Here is a 25,322-nt window from a genome sequence, read left to right on the forward strand (position 1 = left end):
TCTAGATAAAGCACGATGCGTGCCAACTTTAAAAAGGCCGTTTTTTAATAGAACCAGATGCATATCGTTGCTTTATTAACCATAAATTTCGCAAACTGCATTTGCAAAATGCAACAATATGCAAATATGCCACTTTATGCACTGCTAATAATGACTCTCTCAGCAAAGAGTCTATTGACATGTAAAGTCATATATTCTTATACCCAAATGATGGTGAGATTTCGGATTCTTAACCTTACCACTGCTCCAAAGCCCTGATTGAAACTGGGCTCAGGTTCATCCGCCATGTTTTTGTTGATACATTCTCTCATCGGCTATTTTCATCATTTGCTCTGGAGATGACATGTCCGGATCAAATATCGCGTACCCAATGCTGGTTCTCAGGTAGATGAGCGCTTCATCGTAAATCACGGGCGTCGAACATAAAGCTAACCTGAGCTTTTGTAGCAGAGACTGAACATTTTCTTCCGTCCCAGGGTTATGAACGACAACTAAAAACTCATCACCTCCCATTCGGGCCACTATATCTGATTTACGCAGAGAGCTTCTCACTCTTTCAGCCGTAGCGACTAAGACCTTGTCGCCTGCGTCATGACCATAGGTATCGTTAATATGTTTAAACCTATCCAGATCTATATTGATTAAGGCGAAGCTGTAACGCTTTTTGTAACGTTTCGCTATTTCAAACTGCTGCTTGTAAAACTTCATAAAATAGCGACGGTTTGGTAAGTGCGTCAGTTCATCATGCAGTGCTCTATCATCCGCAATGGTGTACAAGCGATAAATCGCAATAAGCGCGAGGCTCAGTGCAAAAACAATGGGATAACCGATGAGCCTTGCTAAATAAAGCTGATGCCAAGGAATTTTATGGTCGAGTTTGTCTCCGGAGAAAACCACCATACTCCACCCACCATAAGGAAAATGAACCATTTCTTTCGCGTATGGCGTTTTGGTTTCACTCAGTGCGCCAAAGAAAACGTCACCAAAAGCACCGCCACTGTCGTAACCACGAATCATCAAAGGATAGCGATAAGAGAAATCGATCACGCCAGTTTCTCGCATCAGAGCATCAAAATTAATCACCGCACTGATCACACCCCAATAATCCTGGTTCAACGGTGGATCAAGAAAAACCGGAACCCGCACGATCAAGCCTTTGCCGCCTTGAATCAAGTTGACAGGCCCTGCTATAAATATTTCTTGTATATCCTTAGCTTTTTGCACCTGTACCCACTGCTGTGGCACCGTTCGGTAATCGAGGCCGATTAAACGCTCATTACCTTGGCGTGGAAATATATGACTGATAACATCATTCTTCGCAATGCCAATGATCGTAATATGTTTGCTTTTGCTCAGGATGCGGTGAGCCGCAATGTTCAATTCGTCTTCTTGGTTTTTAGGCAGTAAAGTAATGAGTGTCGCCAAGGTACTGGCTTTATAGATATCCGCCATAAGTACCGCTTCCAAATTGGAACGGAGGGTGGAAAGTTGTTCTTTGGCCTCAACTTGAACTCGCTCTTGGTGAAGCTCTTGCTGATTTCGATGCAACAGCTCAATAACCCCAACGCATAAAGCGAAAAAACTGAGGAAGAACAATGCAAAATAGCATCGCTTTCTGGGTAAATAACGCATTTTCTCCCCACAACTCGTATATCGTTACGAGATTTTTATTTATTGTTAAAATTCTTATTATCACAAGAATAACCAATCCCAATCGGAAAGGTAACAGTGATTAAAATTTTTTATGTTTTAGGTATGAGATGATGCATCAACAAGGCGATTTATTTGGCGGTACTCAGTGGCAAGAAGTAGAAAGGGGTAAACTCTATTACGATCCTTACTTTCTTAGCCATCTAGAAGCGGATCACTACTTTGACCAACTTCTGGAAACACTGCCATGGCATCAAGAGCGCATTACCATGTTCGGCAAGTCAGTACTTCAACCTCGTTTACAAGCGTGGCACGGTGATGCAGCATATACTTACTCAGGCTTAACCATGCAGCCTCACCCTTGGACTCCTGAATTAACTCAGCTCAAAGTGCGCTGTGAGTCGATTGCGGATGTAGCCTTCAACTCTGTACTTGCCAACCTATACCGACACGGCCAAGATTCGATGGGCTGGCACCAAGACAATGAACCAGAGCTAGGTAGAAACCCGGTTATCGCCTCTTTGAATTTAGGTGAAACACGTCGATTTTTGCTCAGAAATTTACATTGTAAAACTGAGATTGAATATGAGCTTTCTCACGGCTCCTTACTGGTTATGGCTGGCGAGCTCCAACATCACTGGAAACACTGTGTACCAAAAACCGCGAAAACCAAAGGTGAACGTATCAATCTGACTTTTCGACAGATTTTTAACTATTGACTCAGCTTTTACATTCTTAATTAATATTGATGGTAGGTTTAGATTCAGGACTTCATAGGGAATGGATTTATGCGTATCAAACCTCTTAGCTTAGCGGTCTTACTCTCTTGCTCACTTACCTTTGCTGTTCAGGCATCACAGGAAGAGATACCGCTCCTAGATAATGCTCAATCAGCACAGTTGATTCGTAATACCTACGAGCAGGAACTGTTCACTTTACCTGCGTTTAAAGAGGGGCACTTTGGCTTACGCATGTACCGCCAGACGTTAGATGAGAAATATCACGCTGCCGTTTGGACCGACATGGCACAAGTGGCTAGCCGATTAAACCGATTTGCTAATGAAGTCGTTGAACCTGAAGATATTATTCTTTATTCATCACAAAGATTGACCGCGTATCAAGAGAAAGAAAGTGAGCGAGGGCAACGACGCTATACCGTCACTAAGCACCATCCTGAATATCTTTATCTTGGCGTGGATTTGATTGGCGCAATGGCAAGAGCAAACGAATATGGTCTGAAACATAAGCAAGACAAGACGCTAAGAAAGATCCTGAGGCGCTACGATTTCTCGCGTTACGTTACGGACAAAGAAATGATAGAGGCGTGGGCAGCTCAGCTCGCAAACCAAGTCTACTGGCTTCGCCAGCTAGGCGAGCAAGATGTGGTCGACGAATTCACTCAAACCTTCCGTAACACCTACCCTGACGATAAAGATAAGATGCTTTCAGCGCAGCAGTATTGGAATAAACTCTATGGTATGACGCACATCATCTTTGCCGACTCACAGTACTATCAAGAACGAGTAAGCGAAAAGAAACACCAATGGATTTATGATTACTTTCGCAACAACATCGACACTATCCTACTGCGCGCCAAAGAAGACGTAATTGCAGAAGTCGGCATTTCGTTTTTGTTAGCAGGCTTGGATCACGATCCGGTCGTCGAGAAAACCCGCCAAGCCATTCGTCACGCAATCAACGCTGAAAAAGGAATGATTCCATCGGTCGATGGGAGTTTTGCTCTCAAGTACGGCGAGCACCGTAACGTGCTAGCCATCATGCTGCTCGATTGGAAAGGGGTACATAAAGCGCCAACTTATCAAGAGCACCCTGACGCTTTTAAATCAATACCCTACGGCTTAATACCTAAGCCTTAGAAATAATAAAACCCGCCATTTAGGCGGGTTTTTAGTGCGCATCTTCAATCTAAATTAGAGCGAGATGAAAATACCCGCTAAACACGCACTCATCAGGTTAGCGAGTGTGCCAGCAGCAACCGCTTTTAGGCCTAAACTTGCTACATCTTTGCGGCGCTCAGGTGCCATCACGCCGATAGAACCCAGCTGAATAGCAATTGAACCAATGTTTGCAAAGCCACACAACGCAAAAGTGATGATGACTTGAGTATGCTCAGACAGCGTCGCTTTGTGCTGTACAAAATCGATGAACGCAACAAACTCATTCATCACCACTTTCTGACCAATGTATGAACCCGCAGCAAGGATTTCGTGGCTTGGCACACCAATCAACCACGCTAGAGGTGCAAACAAGTAACCAAAAATCGCTTGTAGCGTCACACCAGAGAAGCCAAGTATGTCACCTAAGTTTTCTAGTCCCGTGTTCACCATCGCGATAACACTAACAAAAGCGATAAGCATGGTACCAACAGCAACGGCCACTTTCATACCGCCCATGGCACCGCTTGCTAGCGCATCAATAACGTTGCTTTCTTCTGATTTATCTAGCTCAATATCGTTGTAATCGCTTGGCGTTTGGCGTTCAGGAACAATGATTTTTGCCATCATCAAACTACCTGGAGCTGCCATAAAGCTTGCCGCAATCAAGTATTTTAGGTCGACACCTAAACCGGCATAACCACCAAGCACACTGCCCGCCACTGAAGCCATACCACCAGCCATCACAGCAAACAGTTCAGAGCGAGTCATGTTCGAAAGAAATGGACGAATAAGAAGTGGGGACTCGCCTTGAGATAAGAAAATGTTACCTGTTGCAACCAGAGACTCTGCTTTGCTAGTGCCCAAGAACTTCTGGATAGCGCCGCCAATAAATTGAATCACTTTTTGCATGATGCCCAAGTAGTAAAGGGCGGAGATAAGAGCACTGAAGAAGATGATGATAGGAAGGACACGAATAGCGAAGATAAAGCCAGAAGAAGCGAGGTCACCAAAGAGGAATTTAATCCCCTCATCAGCAAAGCTGAGTAGCCCCGCGACACCATTACTTAAACTCGCCAGCGCCGCCTGACCTAACGGGAAATAAAGCACTAAGGCAGCAAATCCCATTTGTAGCATCAAGGCGCGAGATACGGTTTTCCAATTAATGGAAGAACGGCCCTCAGAAAGTAGGAAAGCACAACCTAGCAGTGCAACAATACCAAATAGACTAAATAGAACACTCATGAGCTGGACCTACTGAACGTTGAAAAAGAAAAAAGAGCCAAAGGAATTGGCAGAAGAAAGGGACAACGCAGCGAGTGATAACTCGCCTTCAGATCCAGAATGTAGACAGAACGAATAGTTCGACATCTTATTTTTACCTTATACAAGCAATTGAACGTAGCTGGTCCGGTCCGTGGGGTCATTCACTGCTGGCGAGCGTATTGCTTGGCCTGCTCCATGTGACGGCTTGTATGGGTAAGGGTCCTGAACAACTAAACCCTAATTCCCGCTTAAACGGGACGCAAGTATAGCCAACAAAAAGAGATATTCATCACATTTATTTACGCAAACGTTCAAGCGTTCAAAATTTAGGCAAAAACGTTCTTTTGTCGTCATACTGTTAATAAAAGTAAGGGCATAAGGACAGACTTTGATGGTAAAAAACGCAAAAGTGACCAATAAATACGCAATCAAACTCGAAAGATCCAAAATTCGTCATTTTGCTCTCGCCAACAGATGGATTTTGGTTATACAATTCGCGGTGCTTCTTTTCGAGGCCTCTGAGTATTCAGAGCATCATGATGCCGAGATGGTGAAATTGGTAGACACGCTAGCATGAGGTGCTAGTGCCTTTGGTGTGAGGGTTCGAGTCCCTCTCTCGGCACCATTATCCTTCTTCCCTAATTTTGTTCGAGTGTAATGCAAAGTTCTAAGCAGGCAAGACAGTCTACAGATGCTAACCAACTTCTGAGTGAGCTTGCGGTTCACGCTTTATTGCACCTGCACTTTAAAATTCACGCGTCCTCAGATGGTCTCTCCCTTAAAGAGCGTAACGACTTACTGCAGAAATGGCTGAAGCCAAAACTGAAGAGTAATCGCTATAAGCTGATTAAAAAGCCGTTAAAGTCTTTGACTCAACAGGCAAAAGGTGAGAACGGAAATCTGGAAGCGTTACTCGAACGTTGCGTGGGTGCAGATAAACCAAGTAACCCTCAACCTGATCTAGATAGCTACTTGCTGTTGATTAACGAGATTGAGAAGAAGTTGGGGACTACCGTATTATTATCTCGACCGGAAGACGTCGACTTATCTCACGACCAACACGGCTGTTTGCTGTGTGTGCTTTCTGAGAACTTAAATCAGCACTTCGATGATAATAACGCCCTAATCGCTCCTATTTCGATGCTGTTCCGTGGACCAATGAGTCAACGCTCACTTTTCCTTGGCAGCATTTACGCCAGTGGAACCTTCAATTATGAAGTGCAGTACCAGGACGATCAGTTCGTTCGCATTACATTAGAGTTGGCGTAACTGTAACGCTAAGAAACAAATCGAAAAAGGCCGCGAAACTCGCGGCCTTTTGCTTTTCTATATTCAAACCTTAATTAATCGATTTCTTTAAACCGAGCAGTAAAGTGGCGCAGCACTGGTGGTTCATACTCAAAAGTGAGCCCTTTTAACTCATGTGCACGATTTTTCAGCTCGATAATCGCATCCGCAATGTAATCCATATGATCGTTTGTGTAGACACGACGTGGAATGGTCAAACGCATTAATTCTAACTCTGACGCTTTTTGTTTACCCGTATCAGGGTCACGACCAAGCAGCAGCGATCCTATCTCTACTGCTCGAATGCCCGCTTCCAAGTACAAGGCATTACACAATACCTGCGCAGGGAACTGATCCGTTGGAATATGTGGCAAAATCTTAGCGGCATCCACAAACACCGCGTGACCACCCGTTGGGTATTGAATTGGAATACCGCCCTCACGTAAGCGCTCACCTAAGTATTGAACTTGGCTAATTCGGTAGTGAAGAAAATCCTCATCCGCCGCTTCATACAAACCGCGAGCGAGCGCTTCCATATCACGCCCAGCCATACCACCGTATGTCACAAACCCTTCCATGGGTACACAACGTGTCTGCACTGCTTGGAACAACTCTTTATGATCACGAATACAACACATACCACCAATGTTTACCATCGGGTCTTTCTTAGCCGACATGGTGAGCATATCGCCGTATTGATACATCTCGCGAATGATTTCCAGAATCGATTTATCTTCGTACCCTTCTTCACGCTGCTTAATAAAGTAGGCGTTCTCACAGTAACGAGCCGAGTCAATCACCACTGGAATATCGTACTTGGTTGCAATCTCGTACACGCTGCGCATGTTTTCCATCGACACAGGCTGGCCACCGGAGCTATTACAAGTAATCGTGGTGATAATCGCACAAATGTTATGTGAACCGTGCGCTTCAATTGTTGCCACCAGCTTATCGATATCAAAGTTGCCCTTCCAATCATAAGGCGTAGTGGTGTCGAATGCTTCTTCCGTTACCACGTTAATTGCTTTACCGCCATTGAGCTCGATGTGACCCGCGGTGGTATCAAAATGGTAGTTCGATATAAATACTGGCGTTTCACCACCACGCACTTGACGCATACGCTCAATCAAAGCTGGGAACAAAATTTGCTCGGCACCACGCCCTTGGTGCGCAGGCACGGTGAGCTTGTAACCAAAGAAGTGCTCTACTGCATCACACAGGTTGTAGTAATTTCGGCTACCCGCATAGGATTCATCCCCCATCATGATGCCAGCCCACTGATTATCACTCATGGCACCAGTGCCAGAGTCAGTCAGCAAATCGATATAAACATCATCACTACGAAGAAGAAATGGGTTATAATCCGCTTCTTTTAACGCGACTTCACGGTCTGCCAAAGTGGTCATTTTGATTGGCTCAACCATTTTGATACGGAAAGGTTCTGGAATACGTTTCATTGTTAATTTCCTTATACGCATTGCCCTACGCGCTATCACGTAAGACTAAAAAAACAAATAGATAAAATGCTTTTCAATGCGGTTGCATTGAGGAAATCAACGAGAAGAGATTTTACTAAGAAGAGACAAGCAGTAGTCTAGGTTGTACCAGAACGACAGCACCAAACGGCTATCGAGAATATCCTTTATTCTCATCGTCTTCGTCCTCCTGATAAAAATAAAAAGCCAGAAACCCCATGTTTCTGACCTTTTCAATATAGTGCAGTTTTCAATCAACTTTCAGTGAAGTCACCCTCATTTTAAGAAGGTCTCGCCCTTTTCATTCTGCGTTTGATATTACTTTCTTTGACTAAATAATCGAAAAGTGGCGCGAATAAGTTAGCAAATAGAATCGCTAACATGATGCCTTCTGGATACGCTGGGTTCAGCACTCGGATAAAAATCGTCATCACACCGATTAATAGTCCGTATGCCCATTTACCGCCATTGGTAAAAGCCGCCGAGACGGGATCTGTCGCCATAAAGAAGGTACCAAACGCGACCCCACCAATCACGAAGTGCCAGTAAAACGGCATGGAGAACATTGGGTTAGAGTCCGAACCGATCGCATTCAATAATAATGAAGCCGCCACTAAACCAACCAACACGCCTGCAACGATTCGCCACGACGCAATCTTCATAAAGATAAGAACCAAGCCTGTTAGTGCAATCAATAACGTGGAGACTTCACCCATCGAGCCTGGCAAATTACCAACAAGAGCATCTCCCCATGAAATTGGCTGTCCCGTCATATTATTTATCAAGGCACTTTGTCCACCTTCATACCATTGGCTCAGCGGTGTTGCGCCAGAGTAACCATCTGCCGCAACCCAAACAGCCCCGCCAGACATGTTAGCGGGATAAGCGAAGTACAAGAAGGCTCGCCCTGCTAGTGCCGGGTTTAAGAAGTTTCTCCCCGTACCACCGAAAATCTCCTTCGCCACAACAATACCGAAAGTGATACCTAAAGCCGCTTGCCACAGTGGAATTGTCGGTGGAAGGATCAGCGCAAAAAGTATAGAGCTGACAAAAAAGCCTTCATTTACCTCATGCTTTCGCACAATAGCAAACAGAACTTCCCAGAAACCACCAACGATAAACACCGTCGCATAAACCGGGAGAAAGTAAGTAGCACCAAGCCACATTTTACTTGCCCACCCCGCCTGTGAAACCGCATCTAACGAGCCCCATACCCAACTCAGTTTCCACGAAGAAGCCAGCGCTTGATGAGCTGAGGCTTGATCCATTCCATACAACAAAGCATCGCTGGACTGCTGACCTATGTTGTACATACCCCAGAACATGGCTGGGAAGACCGCCAGCCACACCATGATCATAATACGTTTTAAATCGATGCTATCTCGAACGTGAGTCATGCCCTGGTTAACCTTACCAGGCGTGTAAAAAATGGTTTCGACAGCTTCGAACAATGGATAGAACTTGTGATACTTCCCACCAGGGCCAAACTTAGGTGTCGCTTTCTCAAAGTAGTGTTTAAGGCTCATAACAACTCCTCCTTTATCTAAAAGATGGTACGCACTGCCGTAAAAAGCGATCGTTTTTTAATCTCTTAGCCTTCCCTCTTCGTATTCCATTTTGTTCGTCGCTCTTCCCTCATATTTTCTAATTCGGCGAACCGTTAATTCGAAACTTAAAAGGGAATGCCCATGGACACACTCGCCATCGATTTAGCCAGATTCCAATTTGCCTTTACTGTCTCTTTCCACATCATTTTTCCAGCGTTTACGATTGGTTTGGCAAGTTACCTCGCCGTGTTAGAGGGCTTGTACTTAAAAACGGGCAACAAACAGTACATGCAGATCTATAAATACTGGCTCAAAATCTTCGCCATCAGTTTTGGTATGGGTGTGGTAAGTGGCATCGTGTTGAGCTATCAATTCGGGACCAACTGGAGCGTATTTGCCGACAAAACAGGCCCAATCTTAGGCCCGTTAATGGGTTATGAAGTTTTTACTGCGTTTTTCCTCGAAGCGGGGTTTTTAGGCGTGATGCTTTTCGGTATGGATAAGGTGGGTAAGAAGCTTCACTTCACCGCGACTTGTATTGTTGCATTCGGGACGTTTTTGTCTGCGTTTTGGATACTTTCGGTTAATAGTTGGATGCAAACACCAGCGGGCTACAGTATCAACGAAGCCGGACAGTTTATCCCAGAAGACTGGTGGGCGATTGTCTTCAACCCTTCCTTCCCTTACCGGCTCGTTCATATGTTGCTCGCCGCTTACCTTACTACTGCTTTTGTTGTAGCCGGCGTTGCCGCTTATCACTTGCTAAAATCAAACCATAACCCTCTAGCCAGAATTATGTTCTCGATGGCAATGTGGATGGCTGCCATCGTGACACCAATTCAAATCGTTGCTGGAGACATGCACGGATTAAACACCCTTGAACATCAACCCGCCAAAGTCGCCGCGATGGAAGGGCACTATGAGTCTCACCAAGGCGCGCCATTGATCCTCTTCGGTATCCCTAACGATGACGAAAAACGTATGGAATACGCACTGGAAATCCCCAAACTCGGTAGTTTGATTTTAACTCATGACCTCAACGGTGAAGTGAAGGGATTAGATGCTTTTCCAGAGGAGGAACACCCTCCTGTCTCTATCGTTTTCTGGTCTTTCCGAGTAATGGTCGCGCTTGGTTTTGGCATGCTTGTTATTGGTTTGTGGAGCCTATGGCTTAGAAAACGTCGCAAATTTTTTGATTCAAGGGCACTTCAACGTATTTGTGTCCTGTTTGCCCCAGCGGGGTTCATTGCAGTTTTAGCAGGCTGGATAACCACCGAAGTCGGTCGCCAGCCTTACACCGTATACGGTCTTTTAACCACAGCCAATTCGGCATCGCCTATTGATGCCGCCGCGGTGAGCGTCTCCCTGACGGCGTTCATCGTGGTTTACTTTGTGGTTTTTGGAGCTGGCTTCTTCTATCTCCTACGTTTGATGCGCAAGTCTCCAACTCGATATGAAGAAGGTCTAGATAGCCGACTTCCTGATGGCACGAAAACTGATGCCATCACACATTCTAACCATCTAACGTAGGAGCTAACTCATGGATTACGCATTAATTTGGTACGCTTTGATTGGGCTCGCCGTTCTGATTTATGTCGTGTTAGATGGCTTTGATCTCGGTATTGGTATCCTCTTCCTCAGCGCGAATGACGATGAAGAGCGCGACATGATGATGAACAGCATCGCTCCTGTTTGGGATGGGAATGAAACTTGGCTAGTTCTTGGCGGTGGTGGGCTTTTTGCCGTGTTCCCCCTCGCCTACGCGGTCATTATGCCAGCACTCTATGCTCCTCTGATTTTAATGCTGCTCGGGTTAATTCTGCGCGGGGTTTCTTTTGAGTATCGCTTCCGAACACAACGCGGAAAGTTTTTATGGGATAGCGCTTTTTTCATTGGTTCACTCACCGCGGCATTGATGCAAGGCATTATGCTCGGAACCCTGCTCCAAGGTATAGAGGTTAGTGAACGAGCATACGCAGGTGGATGGTTTGATTGGCTTTCACCATTTAGCGTATTTTGTGGCCTGGCGCTTGTTTGTGCTTATATTCTTCTCGGTTCATGCTGGTTATTAATCAAGCTTCCAGAAGAGCTGATGGGGCGCTATTACGTGGTCGCGCGACGATGGGGACTAGCGATGGTAGCCTGTATATTCATCGCCAGTTTGTGGCTGCCATTAAGCCAAAATATCGTCTTTGAACGTTGGTTCTCATTACCAAACTCACTACTGTTTTTCATATTACCAATTATTGCAGCGGCACTCATTTGGCAGCTATTCAAAGCCTTACTCGACCACAAAGCCGTCCGAGCCTACGTTCTTGCGATCGGCCTGTTTCTTGTGTCCGCGATGGGTTTCGGTGTCAGTACATTCCCTTACTTGGTCCCATTCGCACTCACTTATCAAGACGTCGCCGCGCCAGACAAAAGTTTGGCATTTTTACTTGCCGGTGCGGTGGTATTACTTCCTCTGATCATAGCCTACACGGCTTATTCGTACTGGGTTTTCCGCGGCAAGATGAAACGTGGAGAAGGATATCACTGATGAAACTAAAACCCATTTTGTGGTTCATTGGCATTTGGCTGGCAAGCGTGGTCGCCTTGTTTGTTATCAGTTCGTTGATACGAACTGCGATATTGTAGGCCCGGAGTCAACTGCACCACATCTGAAGCTATTGAGGTCTATACTCAAGCAAGAGTAAAACAACGGAGTGTTTTTATGACCTTAAAGCAGTTTCTGGTAACTTTGATTCTTTTGACGGTTCCACTGTTTTCACCAAATGCATTGGCCGTAGACAAGCAAATGTCATCCGCCATGAAAAGTAAAATGCGGTCTATTTGCTCCGCAACAAACGAACAGAGCCATTGGCAACTTGCTGAGGCAACTCCTGACGCAAGACGCTCACTCAACATGGTGCTTTATCAAATGAATGCCGATGATAAATTGAAAGCAATTCATGAGGTGAGAACGAAAATGGTCGGCGGCACCCATTATGCGTTTGAGTTCGAGTTGCAAGATGGCCAAGTCTGGAATGCAATTGTATTGCACAGTGCCCGAGGCGATTACATGATAGAAAGACACGCAAAGAAAGGCGAACTTTGCTCCAAAGAGCAATAAACACTACAGCTCTACAGTCAAAACAGTAAAGGCGACTGAGTCAGTCGCCTTTACTGTGGGTATGTTTAGGTATCGCTTCAAAAGCTTGGGAAAAGTAATAGCTTTTAACCTGAGGTCTAATCAAATCACAAGCTAACCCAAGGTCATCATGCTTTGTGAAAGGTAAATGTTCTGATACTAATTCCTGGGAATCTTTGTCCACGGTCTGGAAAGATTCAACAATTCTAAGTGGCCAGTAAGCTTTATTCTCAGTAACAAGAAAAAAGTAATATTGGAGCTGCTCTCCATGAGTCACGGCATTGTTAATTTCACTTCTAATTTTAACCACTTCGATTTTGCTACCAACACAAGCGAAGTCATATGCATCAGTAATTTCTGCTTCCTTCGCGCCCGGAGTATATACCATATAATCCGATTCAAACTTATTATCAGTCAGCAAATAACCATCGTCGACACTAGTTAACTGAAAGGAAAATGCAGGGTAATGTACTATCAAACAAGCTCCAAAAGCCCTACTTAAAAATTTCTTTGAAAATACCTTTTTTATACAGTTCGGTAAATATCTCATGTCGTTGTCCATATGAATCTGTATTTTTATTAATAACCCTAGTAATACTATCAGTTACCGTTCTAGATGCTCCCTTATCGGCTTTTAAATATAGTTTATTCTTCAGCCAAAAAATCATAGCAGTCCTGATGGCATATTTAGGTTGAGCAACTAACTGGGGCGAAGAAGAGAAGCTCGTATTTTCGTTCCAAATATTTGCGTGTATGCTTTCTGTCGCTAAATAGTTTCCTTTCCCTGTTAACTGTATCATTCCTCTACCGCGATATTTCCATCCATCTCCGGTACTTGCATCACCATTGCCTATTTTCATGGCATAGGCATTATTTGCTATCGCTTCTTGGTTTGCTTTTTGATTGATGGCATTTTTTCTCCCGTGCTTTTCAGCTAACTCCGGCCTATTCCGATAGACTCTGAAAGTGCTTTTCAATCCTTGAACTGAATAATTCAGGTTTTCCTCCATTCTCATTCCAGGACCAACCTCTTTTACTAATTGAGCGACAAAGTGTGACAGTCTCAGTTCACTGTCTAACTTACATTCAGAGATCTTCATAGAAAGTTCTTTGCTAATAATCACTAAATAGTCTTCTGAAACTTTAGTTTCATTCTTCCATACTTTTCTAAGGTGCCGTTTTGTAATCATAGTCCCTCCATCTGATGAAGATTAAAACTGAAAGAACAAAAAATCACCTATAAAATTTGAAGTTGACATTGTATTACGACACTTTAAAACCATTTCTTACATACTAATTACATTATTGTGCGGCAAATGACATACCAGTCAATATTCTAGAAAAGCATTCTTTTCGCTCATATATTTTAATATGGCTTTTTACTGTTAAACCAACTCGGCTTTCGCCTCTATCTTCTTATTCACTTTATCGCAAATGTACTCCCCAATAGGCATTGCCGATGTCGCTGCGGGAGAGGGGGCGTTGCAAACGTGTAGGCTTCTTGCGCTCTCGGCAAACAGGAAGTCATGAACCAAAGTGCCATCGGATAACACTGCTTGCGCGCGAATACCCGCAGGATATGGTTTGAGGTCTTCGACCTTGATGCTTGGGCAGTACTTATTGACCAGTTTGAGATAGCCCGGCTTCCACCACGAGTTCTTAAACTCATCCAATCCGGTTTTTAGATGCTTTTGTGTCACCTTCCAGAAACCGGAGAAGCTGAGCATCTGCATGGTATCTTGCAGGCTAAAGTTGACCTTATCGTACCCTTCTCGCTTCCAGCCTTGCACCGCATTTGGACCTACGGTCACACTGCCATCAATCATGCGAGTCAGGTGGACGCCCAAGAATGGCAAATCAGGGTCGGGAATTGGATAAATAAGATGATTCACCACTTGGTCGTGTTTGCTATCTAAGCGGTAGTATTCACCACGATAAGGGATGATCTGAAAGTCAGTTGGAATACCCATCATCTTAGTCATACGATCCGCCATCAAGCCGCTGCAAGTAACCAAGAACTTGGTATTAAGCTGCATGGTTTGACCGTCTGAAATGCAGGTCAGTTGAACTTCTTCATCCTTCTCTTCGGCAGCCACCACTTTGGTTCTCAGACTGATTTGACCGCCGAGCTTTTTAAACTCTTCCGCCATCTGCTCTGTGACCAAACGATAATCGACAATACTGGTAGTTTTGACATAAATCGCACCCAAGCCTGTGATGTTTGGTTCAGCCAGCTTGAGTTGGACTTCATCGAGTAGCTTTACGTCGATGCCGTTGACATGGCAGCGCTCATAGAGGGCATTCATGCGTTCGACTTCTTGCTCGTTGGTCGCAACCAGTAACTTGCCACAGTTCTCCACCGGAATATCGTGCTCGGCGCAGAACGAAATGGTTCGCTCTACTCCACGCTTACAAAAATCCGCCTTTAAGCTGCCCGGTGCGTAGTACACCCCGGCATGAATCACGCCGCTATTGTGTCCGGTTTGGTGCTTGGCAAAACCGGACTCTTTCTCAACCAATAAAATGGATTTGTCTGGGTGACGTTGCTGCAGTTGCCATGCTGTCGACACACCAACGATACCGCCACCAACAATGATGTAGTCATAGACTGATTTCATACGACCTCTTATAAAACCGATAGTTGAGATTGTTGCAATTTGAACTTGCGACCACTGTAAATGAACACCGCGACAAATACCGCGCAGCTTGCCACACGAACCAACATTGGGATGTCGTGCCAAACCAGCAATGTACCCACCACTACCAACAAGAGCCGCGTCAGAATGTTTAGAGGACCTTCCAAGTAGCCTTCAATCGCACCAATCAATGCATAAGTACCGATGATGGCGAAGAAGCCCACGGTAATTACCGACGTTACATCCCAACTGACTAAGCCTGTGTAAGCAATCAACAACGGTACAAGATACAAACCTTTGGCGATTTTCCACGCCATTAAACCGGTGCGCATTGGCGGTGTTTTAGCAATGGTCGCTGCTGCAAAAGCGGTCAAACACACTGGTGGTGTTACGTTACTGTCTTGCGATAGCCAGAAGATGATGAGATGAGCAGCCAGCAGTGCTAAACCTACCGCTTCCATACCCAAACTTTGCTCTAGTAGGGTTTCCATAAAGTCCGCAGGTACTAGCGCCACCATTTCTTTCGCCGTTTCCAACGCCATTGGTGCATTAAGCAGTTCCAGCTTTTCTGGCGCTGCCAACATAAAGATCGCTTTTGCTTGCTCTGGCAATTGACCTGACACCATCAATTCAAGCAATTGGTTTTCCGCAATCAACTTGTAAAGCGCAGGGGCAGACAATGTGCCCAATACAATATACGCCGCTGTCACGGGTAAGCCCATACCCAAAACAAGAGAAGCGAGTGCAATCAGAACGATCATGATGAACAAGTCACCATTCGCCCAACCATCGATCATCAATGAGAACGTGTTGCCGATGCCCGTTGTACTGATCACGTTGATCACCAAACCAATACCCACCAGCAATACAGCGGTTGTCGCCATGTTTTTCGCGCCTTGCGAAAGTGCTTCGATGATCGCTTTTGGTCCCATCTTATGATCTTTCGAAAACCAAGAAGCCACCACCACTGAAATGATCGACAAGCCCGCAGCGTAAGTTGGCGTAAAACCTTGAACCAACAAAGTGACCAATACCGCCAGTGGGATAAGGTTGTGCCAACCGCTGATCAACACTTTCAGTAGAGATTCATCGCTAGTCGTGATTTTTTGAACGCCGCTGCGTTTGGCTTCGATACGCACAAAGAACGCCACAGACAAGAAATAGATAAGAGCAGGAATGAAAGAAACGGCAATAATATCAACATAAGGAATTTGCGTGTAAGACGCCATGATGAAAGCGCCCGCTCCCATCACTGGTGGCATCAACTGACCACCTGTCGACGCCGCAGCTTCAACGCCCGCCGCGAAGCGCGAAGGAAAACCTGCTTTTTGCATCAAAGGAATACTGATAACACCGGTTGAAACCGTATTTGCCACGCTTGAGCCAGACACTGAGCCCATCAAACCGGAGCCAATAACTGCGATAAAACCCGGACCACCGATGATTTTGCCAGCCGCAGCACGTGCCACATTGATGATATAATCACCAACACCTGAGCGAACAAGAAACGCACCAAACAGAATGAACATGAATACGAAAGTCCAACTGATGCGCGAGATAGAACCAAACATGCCCTCAGAAGAATAAAAGCTACGGTAGAGCAAGGTTTCCATGCTCAACCCCGGGAAGTGGAAAATACCTGTCGCCCACTTCCCCCAAAGCACAACGTAGCTTAAACACACCACAATCAGCACTGGAATAAACCAACCCATGGTGCGTCGAATCAGTTCGATAACAATCAAAATTGCCATGATGGCGAAGACCCAATCGCTGGTCACGAACTTGACGCCACGTTCATACAGCGCATCTTCGGCATAGGGAATGTAGAGCAAACACGCGACCGCGCCCGTAGCAATTAACACATCAATGCCGAGCGCAACCTTACTCTGCTTGAGAGAGATATGAGCCGGATACCAAAGCGCACAAATCACCGCAAAACCAGCAAAGTGGGTCGCGGAAATCCATAACTCCGGTAACGTCGATAAGGTATTAAACCAAATGTGCAAAGCAGACAACACCACGCCAAACACTGTGATTGTGGTGGTTACCCACGGAAAATCTGTGCGCGTGGGCAGCTCAAATTTCTGCAATTCCTTTTCTATTGAGTCGCTCATCTCATACTCCAAGCTCTGGCGGCTTTTTCCATCTTAGATATCGGTAGGGATAAAATGCCCCGAGCCGAAACTCAGGGCGAAGTTGGCGTTATTTCGCCATTAGGTCTGATGGGATTTCGATGCCCATTTCTTTGTAGTAACGCGCCGCACCTGGGTGAAGAGGCACTGGCAAGCCAGCAATCGCTTTCTCAATCGCCATTGCTTTTGTTGCTTTGTGGATGCCTTGTAGGAAAGGCAGGTTCTCGTAGATCGCTTTGGTTAGCTGGTAAACGTCTTCTTCCGAGATATCTTCACGAACTGCCAAGAAGTTAGGCTGTGCAATGGTGGTGATCGGCTTATCTAGACCTGGATACGTGTTCGCAGGGATCTCGTACTTCGTCCATAGGTTGTAGTTGCCGTTCGCCTCTTTGATTTGCTCGTCAGTAAACGAAAGGATCGAAATGTCTTTACCCAGCGCAGCAAAAGCTTGAGTGACCGCACCAACAGGTACACCTGCAGGCGTGTTCATACCGTCAATGGTGCCGTTTTGAAGTGCGCTCGCACTGCCGCCGTAACCCATGTAAGCAAGGTTGAATTTATCAGGGTCTACCTTCAGACCTTTCATGATTTGGCGACCCGAGTTCTCAGTACCAGAATTCTTCTTACCGATAGAGAACTTTTTACCGTCTAGGTTGTTCAGATCTGTCACCGTGCCAGTTTTTGCTAAGTCAGAGCGAACAATAAAGTGCTCAACGTTTTGCCACAGCATAGAGACTGAACGCAGTTGTTCTTGACGACCGCTCTTCTCATAAGGACCTTCACCAGACCAAGCCCAAGCACCGTAAAGACCTTGTAGGATCGCGAACTGTGCTTCGTTCTCGTTCAGCAGTTTGACGTTTTCACCAGAGCCCGCAGAGCTGATTGCAGAAAGGGAGAAGTGGTGCTTTGGTGCCAATTTCACTTTGCTTAACGTCGCCAACGCTACGCCCACAGGGTAGTAAGTACCACCTGTCGATGCCGTAGCAAGAATGTAGCTACGGTCCTCTGCCGCAGCGTTAGCCGCAATACCAAAAGAAGTCACAGCGACAGCCAAAGCTTTTACCAGCTTATTCATTTTCATTATTACTCTCCGTGTAGTCGTTTCACGATTGGGGATTTACATCATGTTAAATCCTTATTAACAACAAATTCCCTATAGCAATTGAAATGCCAACTTTTAACCCTTTGTATTTATTGAACTAAGCGCTGAAAGACATCAAAAATGAGCAAAATCATGCTGATTTGATAGCAAAGTAATGAGCAAGATCTTGCTCATTGAAGAGAAGGAGGTTGCACGCCTAGAGCGCAAAAGGTTAATAAAATGTGATCAAGACAAAATAAATGCACGATTGGCTGATAAGCAATATTTTGCCGATGCAATTTTGGATTGAACTGCAACTAATGAGCGTCTTAACAATAAGAAGAAAAAGCGCATCATTCTAAACTGCTCACTTTATCAGCGGAAGTTTATAGCCTAAACGACTACAAATAGCACAAAAATACAGCAAAACAAGCCATGTTACAGAATTGATAAGTCATTTATTCTAATTTTGAATTAAAAAAGCAGTTCGATCCACCAGTTCAGAAACAAACATTAACCGTATCAACTTATTTTCTACTTCGGGGTTGTGCCAATAGCCTCATGTTCGTTAGGGTAACAACACGCCAAGGCAAACCTATTCCTTGGTATTTTTTCGTCATTAAGGATCACCCATGTCAGCAACTGCGCAATTACAATTCGCTTTAAAACGCCCATCTGGCGTTGCTGCTGCGATCCTCCTGCTCTCTCTGAAACTGATTCAGAGCTGACAGGCTATATCTAAACTTTCTGTCAGCTTGAGAAGAAGCTGACGGGAACACCACATACTCCTCCCATTCCTTTCAGTTTCTTCCAAGCGAAACATAAGAGGAATAACAATGTTAAGCGCACGCAATATCGCCGCTTTGGGCTTCATGACTTTCGCCATGTACTTAGGCGCGGGTAACCTGATCTTCCCTCCATTTTTGGGTTACCAAGCAGGTGAAAACTTTCTGAGCGGGATGTCTGGCTTCCTCTTAACGGGCGTAGGTCTGCCTGCAATGGCACTGGTGATGGTCGCTATCGTAAACGGTTCAGATAAATTAACCGCAGCCCTACCTAAACCTTTGGCGACCAGTTTTTGGGTAATGGTATTTATCGTGATTGGTCCTGCATTCGTAATACCACGCGCGATTACCGTGGCTTACCAATTTAGCTTTGCACCAATGTTTGGTGATGCCGCTTTGGTGCCTTTCACAATTGCTTTCTGTGTTATCACCATTTTGTTTGCGCTATACCCGGGCAAATTGGTCGACAACCTAGGCAAGATCTTAACCCCTGCATTGATGGCTATTTTAGTGATCATGTCTGTGACCGCTCTGATTTACCCAACCGGCGAGCTAACTGCCGCAACGGGACCATACGTATCTGGCGCATTTGCTGAAGGCTTGACGCAAGGCTACATGACCATGGATGCGTTAGGTTCTATCGGTTTTGGTTGGATCATCTTCCGAGCGATTCGCAGCATGGGGGTGGATTGTCCGAAAGCCACCGCAAAATACACGCTAATCGCAGCTTTGATGTACGCCGTTGCCATGGCATTTGTTTACATCTCATTGGCTTACATTGGTTCGACGAGCTCGTACTTGGGTTCTGAGTTCAGCAATGGTGGCGACATCTTAACAGCGTTCACCTTCAGCCACTTCGGTGCATTTGGCTCACTATTACTAGGTGCCGTGATGGTATTGGCGTGTTTGACTACTGCTATCGGCGTAACCACCGCAGGCAGTGAGTTTTACGACAACACTTTCAGCAAAGTGAACTACAAAGGCTGCGTGATCACGACCATGGTGTTGGCAGGTTTAATCGCTAACGTAGGTCTAGAGCAACTATTGGCTATCACATTGCCAGCGGTTGTGGCGCTTCACCCAGTAGCGATTGCGTTGATGATCATGGCACCAGTGCGCAACAAGATGTCGCAAATCATGGTCGTCGCGACGGCGTTCACTGCTCTAGCGTTTGGTTGTGTTGATGCGCTGCACATCCTAGGTTACATGCCAGATTCCACCGATGAGTGGATGGGTAATTACATGCCTCTGTACAATGACTTTGCTAGCTGGATTATACCTAGCGTATTTATGATGATTGTTGGTCTGCTGTTTACGGCGAAAACCAACCAAACCGAACAATTCGAGCTGGTAAATGAATAGCCGTTTAACATAAGACATCACTCAATAAGTAAGTTAATATGTAGTTCGCTTATTGATATCAGGCAAAGGAGTTGCCTGAACTATGGATTGATGTGGAGCGCTTATGGACAATCAGTATTTAGACATCAGAACGCTCAACTTTATCGTTATTCTGTTCTCTTGCATTTACTCAATCAGTCTACTTTGTTACCAATACACACAGAAAAAAATCAAAGGCTTAAAAACTTTTTCTCTCTCGCTGTTATTTATTGGCTTTGGGCCTTTTTTACTGGGATTTAGAGGCTCCGCACCAGATTGGCTTACCATCGTCATAGCGAATACGCTCATATTAATCGGCTTCTTGCTTACGCTTTACAGCGTGAGCATTTTTCGTCAATTCCCTCTAAAACTGGCCCACTCACTCGCTTTTTTAACGCCCATTTTCAGCGGTTCGTTTTATTATTTCACCTTCCATGACCATTCAATTAAAAGCCGTATCATTTGCTTAAGTGTTTATATCTGCATCGTTACGTTTTTTAGTGGGATCGCCATGCTGAAAGGTACCAAGCAAGACCAAAAACTCCCAACCATAGTGATGGCGTGCTCCTTCTTTTGCTTCAGTATTTTTATGGGCTTCAGAGCACTTTGGAGCGCTTTCGCCAATGAAGTGCCAAATTTTATGACCGCAGGTTTTATCCACCAGATGACGTTTTTACTTAGCATCTGTCTGATTGTCGCTATGAGCTTTAGCATGTTGTGGCTAATTAATGGCCGCTTGATACAGTCAATCAATGATCTCTCACATTTAGACGCTCTCACAGGGCTTCATAATCGTCGCGCGATGGAAGAAATTGTTCCAAACCTTGTTAATCAAGCGCACAAACGGAACCAATCAATAAGCATCATCATGACCGACATGGACGAGTTCAAAGTAATTAATGATCACTACGGCCATACGGTAGGCGATTCCGTCATGGCTACGATTGCCGCTATCTTTAAGAAACACCTCCCGGAGTCAGCTTGCACAGTACGATTTGGTGGTGATGAGTTCATGATTGTTTTACTTGAAAAAGCACACCGAGCCAAAATTGTTGCCGAGCAAATTCGCCTAGCGGTAGAAACAGAAGCCTCACTGCAGTCATTCGAAAATGAGATCACCATGAGCTTTGGAATCAGTGAGTTATCTGAGGGACAATCGCTTCACGAGGTCGTTGCTGAAGCAGACGAAGCGCTGTATAGCTCTAAACATACGGGCAGAAACCAAGTCACCTTGTTTGGAGAAGGGAAAGGCCTAACTTATAAGTTTGTCCCGACTCCCTCGAAAAGCGCATAATCATATTTGTGACGCCCATAGCGGTAAATCAGCTTAAAAATTGCATTAAGTATAATCAGAGCGATTTAAACCAAACTTTTGCATCTTTTGATTCAAAGTTCGACGAGGTAAATCCAATTCCTGCATCACCTCGTTAATGCGTCCGTGATGCCTGACCAATGAATCATGCAGCACCTTACGCTCAAAATTATGTAATTGAATAACCAGAGGAACACCCACTTGCGTCTCCTCCGTGGTTGACGAAGGACGGCTAGAGAGAATTTCCATCACAGATACCGTTTCATCCAAAGCAAAACGCATAGCCACGTTTCGCAGCTCTCGAACATTCCCAGGCCAAGCGTAGGAAAGCACAGCGTTTCTGTCGGCATCACTCAATGGTCTGGTTTCAGGGTTAGTTTGCAAGGTGAAGTGCTCAAACAAAATCAGTGAATCTTCTTCTCGCTCACGTAATGGTGGCAAATAGATCTGCGCCACATTGAGTCGATAATACAAATCTTGACGAAACTCATCATGATCATTGAGATCTTCTTTCGCGGCGGCGATCACTCTCAAATCAACCGAAATCTGTTGATTGCCTCCAACGCGCTCAACTGTATGTTCCTGTAATGAACGCAGCACTTTCACCTGCATGGACAGCGGCATGCTTTCTATCTCGTCAAAAAACAACGTGCCTTTATCGGCGTATTCCAACTTGCCGATGCGTCGTTTGTTTGCACCGGTGAAGGCCCCAGCTTCGTGACCAAACAACTCACTCTCGAAAAGGTGTTCTGGAATCGCACCACAGTTTATCGGCACAAAGTGATGAGGTTTTCTTTGGCTTTCATTGTGCAAACTGGTCGCCACCAGCTCTTTACCACTACCTGTTTCGCCGTAAATGATCACGTTAGTATCGATTTTCGCCAATTTCGCAACTTGCTCGCGTAATTGCTGCATCACTCGACTTTGACCAATGAGCACCTCTTCTAAACCACTCACGCTAGCTAGATACTCTTGGCGGTGAAGCGTCGATGTTTGCGCGCGGTGGCTCTCGACCGCATCTGTGACGCGTTGAGACAAACGCTCCGGCTGGAAAGGTTTTTCAATAAAATCAAACGCGCCGTTTTGTAGCGCATTCACCGCCATATCCACATCACCATGACCAGTAATTAGTATCATTGGTGTTGGAATGTGATTCGCAATAAGGCTCTCTAAAATCGAAATTCCATCAGTATCTGGCAAACGAACATCACTAACTATCGCATCAAACTCTTGGTTCAGAATGGCGGTTTTGCCTTCCTCTCCCGAGCTAAAAGCTGTGACGTCAAACCCTGCCAATTGCAGCCATTGGCTTGTTGCTTGACGAACGATGTCATCATCTTCAATTAGGGCGATACGCGGAATGTCGTCAAAAGTCATGAGTTACTGCCTGATCGGTGATAGAAGTCTTTGCTAAAGTTAGCAAAAACCATGCTATAGAAAAGGAGCTAGATCCCACTTCTTAATCACAATTCTTTAACATCCAATCAGTTAAGCGCACTCTTTCACTACCAACTACGATAACTATGTTCAGCCAAACGGAGCTCGTATGCAGCGCACTAAGAATGGGAAAATGTGGCTAACCGCCGTATTGATCAGTGCGCTGGTGATCTTTTTCTACGGTGCTAGCCGAGAGGTGGCCCATCAATGGCTGAGCGTCCAAACTCAACAAGAAGCACAACAGAAACTCCTCGACTACATTGGTGAAGTCCGCCGAGCATTAAAACGTTTCTATCACCTTCCCTATCTCGTCACGAATAACCCAGAAACAATTGCGTTTGTGAAAGGCAATTTAAACTACTACGAGCCACTTCAAGCACAACTGACACAGCTCGATAAAGCCGCGAATACAGAGGGTTGGTTGATACTTTCAACCTCGGGAGAAGTGTTGGTATCGAGTCTGATCGATGAACGGTTCAGCCGCTCTGACCGCCGTGCGATTGTCGAACAAATACAACGTCAGGGAGAAGGCGTCTCACTGGTGAATAAAACAAAAGGTTCTAGTCCGCTTTACTACCTCTCTGCACCAATTTTTGATGGTTTGGAGATAGCGGGCATCGTTGTTGTTCAAATCAACCTGAGTTTGCTAACAGAGCAGACCATCACCAGCCAAGACATCATCACGCTACAAAATCGCCATCAACGCTTCTTCCTCTCCAGCAGCACAAACTATAACGCCGACTGGTTTAATGAACCGAATAACCAAGTCAAAGTCGAAACTCAAACGCTGTATGACAATACGGTGATTCATTTCTGGACTCTCAATCAGCAGCGCTACTTTGCACACACAGTAAAGCTGGACGACTTAAACTGGTTTGTCAGTTACCTTATTCCGACCAAACCTGTTCAGCAAACGATTAGTGTCATTGGATGGAGCATCGCAGCGCTCCTCCTGCTCCTTATCCTGTTGGTCATCATTGGTTTACAGCGTCGACAAAAACATCTCAATCAGCAGCGTATTCAAGCCTTACTAGAAGAATCGCAACGCCGACTTAAACAGATGATCAATAAAACACATGTTGGTTTGTTGTTGATTGATGAACAAGGTCTATTGTTCGACCTCAACCCAATGGCAAAACGCCTTTTTTGTCTTCCTGAAAGTGTGAATCGTCATACCTTCGCCTGGGAGTTATTTGATGCGGGTAATTCAAATTCGACCACACTCACTTTGCTTAGAGATCTGCCAAAGCATAAGGAACTAGCAGAGATTAGCGCTGTAGAAACCATGGCGCGACGCAGTGATGGCAGCGTATTTCCTGTACTATTTTCACTCACTAGCTTCCCATGGCACGGTGAGCAGTATTTCCTTGCTACCATAATCGACATTAGCAAACGTAAAAAAGCGGAACAATCGCTGCAACTGATTAACCAAGAGCTCGCTCAAAGAGTGGAAGAGCGAACTCAAGCTTTAAAACAAGCCCAAGAGCAATTGATTGAATCAAGCAAAATGGCAGCATTGGGCAGAATGTCGAGCGCGATTACCCACGAGTTAAACCAACCATTGACTGGCCTGCGTACCCTTTTAACCACCAACGAGTTGCTAGCAGAACGTGGACAAACAGACATGATGAAAGCCAATAACAAGTTGATTCAAAAGTTGATTGACCGCATGGCAAGCATGACCAGTCAGCTAAAAACGTTTGCCTACAATAAACCAGAGACACTGCACGAGATATCGCTGACAAACGCTTTAGAAGAGACGCTACGCGTCTATCAATCTCAACTCGCGAAGGTAGATGTTCGGGTACGCATTCCCAACGACTTACCCAATATCATTGGCGAAGAGCAACGCCTACAACAAGTGCTCGGCAACCTAATTTCCAACGCATTAGATGCGATGAAAGAGACCCAAGATCCACAGTTAATGATTGCCGTTACACCCACTTCCGATAATGTCGAGGTCGTGGTAAGTGATAATGGGTGTGGGGTACCTTCAGACCAACTCGATACCATGTTCGAGCCTTTCCAAACCAGTAAAAAAATTGGTGAAGGACTGGGGTTAGGGCTTTCCATTACCGCCAACAATATGCGAGATATGCAAGGGAAAGTCAGTGCGCAGCTCAACGCTGATAAAGGCATGTCCTTCACCTTAATGTTTGAGCTCGCTCCTCATCGTAGCTAATCCAACGCCATCTACCTCTCCAGCTTTTCTCCACGCAATTAAAGAGCAATAAACCCTGATCAACTTTATAAAGCGAGTTGCCTAACCTACGCTTAACTTGATGAATCGCCACATGCTATTCATCAGC

Annotated in this window: 19 protein-coding genes and 1 tRNA gene; 10 read left to right on the plus strand and 10 right to left on the minus strand. The window is 45.3% G+C overall.

Translation table 11 applies throughout. The features are described from left to right. Nucleotides 1–276: 276 nt before the first annotated feature. On the minus strand, nt 277–1,632 hold the full coding sequence (locus F7Y48_RS17910; RefSeq protein ID WP_258504725.1) for a sensor domain-containing diguanylate cyclase: 1,356 nt from the start codon (nt 1,630–1,632) through the stop codon (nt 277–279). Nucleotides 1,633–1,763: 131 nt separating this feature from the next. On the opposite strand from F7Y48_RS17910, the gene F7Y48_RS17915 reads away from it, so the two are divergent. Next, nucleotides 1,764–2,369, plus strand: a complete 606-nt coding sequence (locus tag F7Y48_RS17915) for an alpha-ketoglutarate-dependent dioxygenase AlkB family protein (RefSeq protein WP_048624683.1) — start codon at nt 1,764–1,766, stop codon at nt 2,367–2,369. Between the two features lie 69 nt (nt 2,370–2,438). Next, entirely contained in the window at nt 2,439–3,527 is a 1,089-nt protein-coding gene (locus F7Y48_RS17920) for a DUF3541 domain-containing protein (RefSeq protein WP_258504723.1), read from the plus strand. Between the two features lie 54 nt (nt 3,528–3,581). Here F7Y48_RS17920 and F7Y48_RS17925 read toward each other — a convergent pair whose 3' ends face one another. Then, nucleotides 3,582–4,790: a NupC/NupG family nucleoside CNT transporter gene (locus tag F7Y48_RS17925; RefSeq protein WP_005393641.1), complete on the minus strand. Its 1,209-nt coding sequence runs from the start codon at nt 4,788–4,790 to the stop codon at nt 3,582–3,584. Between the two features lie 562 nt (nt 4,791–5,352). On the opposite strand from F7Y48_RS17925, the gene F7Y48_RS17930 reads away from it, so the two are divergent. After that, nucleotides 5,353–5,436: transfer RNA gene (locus F7Y48_RS17930), tRNA-Leu, on the plus strand. 32 nt (nt 5,437–5,468) lie between these two features. Then, on the plus strand, nt 5,469–6,080 hold the full coding sequence (locus F7Y48_RS17935; protein WP_005393639.1) for a DUF2913 family protein: 612 nt from the start codon (nt 5,469–5,471) through the stop codon (nt 6,078–6,080). Nucleotides 6,081–6,154: 74 nt separating this feature from the next. On the opposite strand, the gene F7Y48_RS17940 is transcribed toward F7Y48_RS17935, so the two are convergent. Together F7Y48_RS17940 and F7Y48_RS17945 are read right to left on the minus strand one after the other, a co-directional pair. Continuing rightward, nucleotides 6,155–7,555, minus strand: coding sequence for a tryptophanase (locus tag F7Y48_RS17940; RefSeq protein WP_316685183.1), 1,401 nt, complete (start codon nt 7,553–7,555; stop codon nt 6,155–6,157). 299 nt (nt 7,556–7,854) lie between these two features. After that, on the minus strand, nt 7,855–9,099 hold the full coding sequence (locus tag F7Y48_RS17945; protein WP_109168841.1) for an NADH:ubiquinone reductase (Na(+)-transporting) subunit B: 1,245 nt from the start codon (nt 9,097–9,099) through the stop codon (nt 7,855–7,857). A gap of 162 nt (nt 9,100–9,261) precedes the next feature. Between F7Y48_RS17945 and F7Y48_RS17950 the strand changes: the two genes are divergently transcribed. The 3 genes from F7Y48_RS17950 to F7Y48_RS17960 all read left to right on the plus strand — a co-directional run bounded on the left by F7Y48_RS17950 (nt 9,262) and on the right by F7Y48_RS17960 (nt 12,232). Beyond that, nucleotides 9,262–10,650, plus strand: coding sequence for a cytochrome ubiquinol oxidase subunit I (locus tag F7Y48_RS17950; RefSeq protein ID WP_316685184.1), 1,389 nt, complete (start codon nt 9,262–9,264; stop codon nt 10,648–10,650). 10 nt (nt 10,651–10,660) lie between these two features. Further along, the gene (cydB, locus tag F7Y48_RS17955) at nt 10,661–11,659 is read left to right on the plus strand and encodes a cytochrome d ubiquinol oxidase subunit II (protein WP_005374173.1); all 999 of its coding nucleotides are present in this window, start codon (nt 10,661–10,663) and stop codon (nt 11,657–11,659) included. Nucleotides 11,660–11,833: 174 nt separating this feature from the next. Continuing rightward, nucleotides 11,834–12,232 carry a cystatin gene (locus tag F7Y48_RS17960; RefSeq protein WP_316685185.1) on the plus strand — a complete coding sequence of 133 codons (399 nt, stop codon included), beginning with the start codon at nt 11,834–11,836 and terminating at the stop codon, nt 12,230–12,232. 40 nt (nt 12,233–12,272) lie between these two features. On the opposite strand, the gene F7Y48_RS17965 is transcribed toward F7Y48_RS17960, so the two are convergent. From F7Y48_RS17965 to F7Y48_RS17985, 5 genes are all read right to left on the minus strand, one after another. Then, nucleotides 12,273–12,800 carry a hypothetical protein gene (locus F7Y48_RS17965; protein WP_258504712.1) on the minus strand — a complete coding sequence of 176 codons (528 nt, stop codon included), beginning with the start codon at nt 12,798–12,800 and terminating at the stop codon, nt 12,273–12,275. After that, nucleotides 12,745–13,440, minus strand: a complete 696-nt coding sequence (locus F7Y48_RS17970; RefSeq protein WP_048624675.1) for a glycoside hydrolase family 19 protein — start codon at nt 13,438–13,440, stop codon at nt 12,745–12,747. The genes F7Y48_RS17965 and F7Y48_RS17970 overlap by 56 nt, the downstream gene beginning before the upstream one ends. A gap of 195 nt (nt 13,441–13,635) precedes the next feature. After that, nucleotides 13,636–14,868: an L-2-hydroxyglutarate oxidase gene (gene lhgO, locus F7Y48_RS17975; RefSeq protein WP_258504709.1), complete on the minus strand. Its 1,233-nt coding sequence runs from the start codon at nt 14,866–14,868 to the stop codon at nt 13,636–13,638. 8 nt (nt 14,869–14,876) lie between these two features. Then, nucleotides 14,877–17,000: a TRAP transporter permease gene (locus tag F7Y48_RS17980; protein WP_316685186.1), complete on the minus strand. Its 2,124-nt coding sequence runs from the start codon at nt 16,998–17,000 to the stop codon at nt 14,877–14,879. An 88-nt stretch (nt 17,001–17,088) separates the two neighbouring features. Beyond that, complete coding sequence (locus tag F7Y48_RS17985) at nt 17,089–18,099, minus strand: TAXI family TRAP transporter solute-binding subunit (RefSeq protein WP_005374185.1); 1,011 nt, start codon at nt 18,097–18,099, stop codon at nt 17,089–17,091. Nucleotides 18,100–18,935: 836 nt separating this feature from the next. Here F7Y48_RS17985 and brnQ point away from each other — a divergent pair. Beyond that, the gene (gene brnQ / locus F7Y48_RS17990) at nt 18,936–20,246 is read left to right on the plus strand and encodes a branched-chain amino acid transport system II carrier protein (protein WP_316685188.1); all 1,311 of its coding nucleotides are present in this window, start codon (nt 18,936–18,938) and stop codon (nt 20,244–20,246) included. 103 nt (nt 20,247–20,349) lie between these two features. After that, the gene (locus F7Y48_RS23615; protein WP_410483275.1) at nt 20,350–21,558 is read left to right on the plus strand and encodes a diguanylate cyclase; all 1,209 of its coding nucleotides are present in this window, start codon (nt 20,350–20,352) and stop codon (nt 21,556–21,558) included. A gap of 45 nt (nt 21,559–21,603) precedes the next feature. On the opposite strand, the gene F7Y48_RS18000 is transcribed toward F7Y48_RS23615, so the two are convergent. Continuing rightward, on the minus strand, nt 21,604–22,953 hold the full coding sequence (locus F7Y48_RS18000) for a sigma-54-dependent transcriptional regulator (RefSeq protein WP_258504699.1): 1,350 nt from the start codon (nt 22,951–22,953) through the stop codon (nt 21,604–21,606). A gap of 169 nt (nt 22,954–23,122) precedes the next feature. On the opposite strand from F7Y48_RS18000, the gene F7Y48_RS18005 reads away from it, so the two are divergent. Further along, nucleotides 23,123–25,195, plus strand: a complete 2,073-nt coding sequence (locus F7Y48_RS18005; RefSeq protein ID WP_253651396.1) for an ATP-binding protein — start codon at nt 23,123–23,125, stop codon at nt 25,193–25,195. Nucleotides 25,196–25,322 lie beyond the last annotated feature (127 nt).

The organism is Vibrio sp. 2-1-2a (assembly GCF_032648565.1).
Taxonomy (GTDB): Bacteria; Pseudomonadota; Gammaproteobacteria; order Enterobacterales; family Vibrionaceae; genus Vibrio; species Vibrio diabolicus.

Coding starts and splice junctions, on each gene's coding strand:
- F7Y48_RS17910 (WP_258504725.1), bottom strand. CDS start 1,632: ATGCGTTATTTACCCAGAAAGCGATGCTATTTTGCATTGTTCTTCCTC.
- F7Y48_RS17915 (WP_048624683.1), top strand. CDS start 1,764: ATGCATCAACAAGGCGATTTATTTGGCGGTACTCAGTGGCAAGAAGTA.
- F7Y48_RS17920 (WP_258504723.1), top strand. CDS start 2,439: ATGCGTATCAAACCTCTTAGCTTAGCGGTCTTACTCTCTTGCTCACTT.
- F7Y48_RS17925 (WP_005393641.1), bottom strand. CDS start 4,790: ATGAGTGTTCTATTTAGTCTATTTGGTATTGTTGCACTGCTAGGTTGT.
- F7Y48_RS17935 (WP_005393639.1), top strand. CDS start 5,469: ATGCAAAGTTCTAAGCAGGCAAGACAGTCTACAGATGCTAACCAACTT.
- F7Y48_RS17940 (WP_316685183.1), bottom strand. CDS start 7,555: ATGAAACGTATTCCAGAACCTTTCCGTATCAAAATGGTTGAGCCAATC.
- F7Y48_RS17945 (WP_109168841.1), bottom strand. CDS start 9,099: ATGAGCCTTAAACACTACTTTGAGAAAGCGACACCTAAGTTTGGCCCT.
- F7Y48_RS17950 (WP_316685184.1), top strand. CDS start 9,262: ATGGACACACTCGCCATCGATTTAGCCAGATTCCAATTTGCCTTTACT.
- cydB (WP_005374173.1), top strand. CDS start 10,661: ATGGATTACGCATTAATTTGGTACGCTTTGATTGGGCTCGCCGTTCTG.
- F7Y48_RS17960 (WP_316685185.1), top strand. CDS start 11,834: ATGACCTTAAAGCAGTTTCTGGTAACTTTGATTCTTTTGACGGTTCCA.
- F7Y48_RS17965 (WP_258504712.1), bottom strand. CDS start 12,800: ATGAGATATTTACCGAACTGTATAAAAAAGGTATTTTCAAAGAAATTT.
- F7Y48_RS17970 (WP_048624675.1), bottom strand. CDS start 13,440: ATGATTACAAAACGGCACCTTAGAAAAGTATGGAAGAATGAAACTAAA.
- lhgO (WP_258504709.1), bottom strand. CDS start 14,868: ATGAAATCAGTCTATGACTACATCATTGTTGGTGGCGGTATCGTTGGT.
- F7Y48_RS17980 (WP_316685186.1), bottom strand. CDS start 17,000: ATGAGCGACTCAATAGAAAAGGAATTGCAGAAATTTGAGCTGCCCACG.
- F7Y48_RS17985 (WP_005374185.1), bottom strand. CDS start 18,099: ATGAAAATGAATAAGCTGGTAAAAGCTTTGGCTGTCGCTGTGACTTCT.
- brnQ (WP_316685188.1), top strand. CDS start 18,936: ATGTTAAGCGCACGCAATATCGCCGCTTTGGGCTTCATGACTTTCGCC.
- F7Y48_RS23615 (WP_410483275.1), top strand. CDS start 20,350: ATGGACAATCAGTATTTAGACATCAGAACGCTCAACTTTATCGTTATT.
- F7Y48_RS18000 (WP_258504699.1), bottom strand. CDS start 22,953: ATGACTTTTGACGACATTCCGCGTATCGCCCTAATTGAAGATGATGAC.
- F7Y48_RS18005 (WP_253651396.1), top strand. CDS start 23,123: ATGCAGCGCACTAAGAATGGGAAAATGTGGCTAACCGCCGTATTGATC.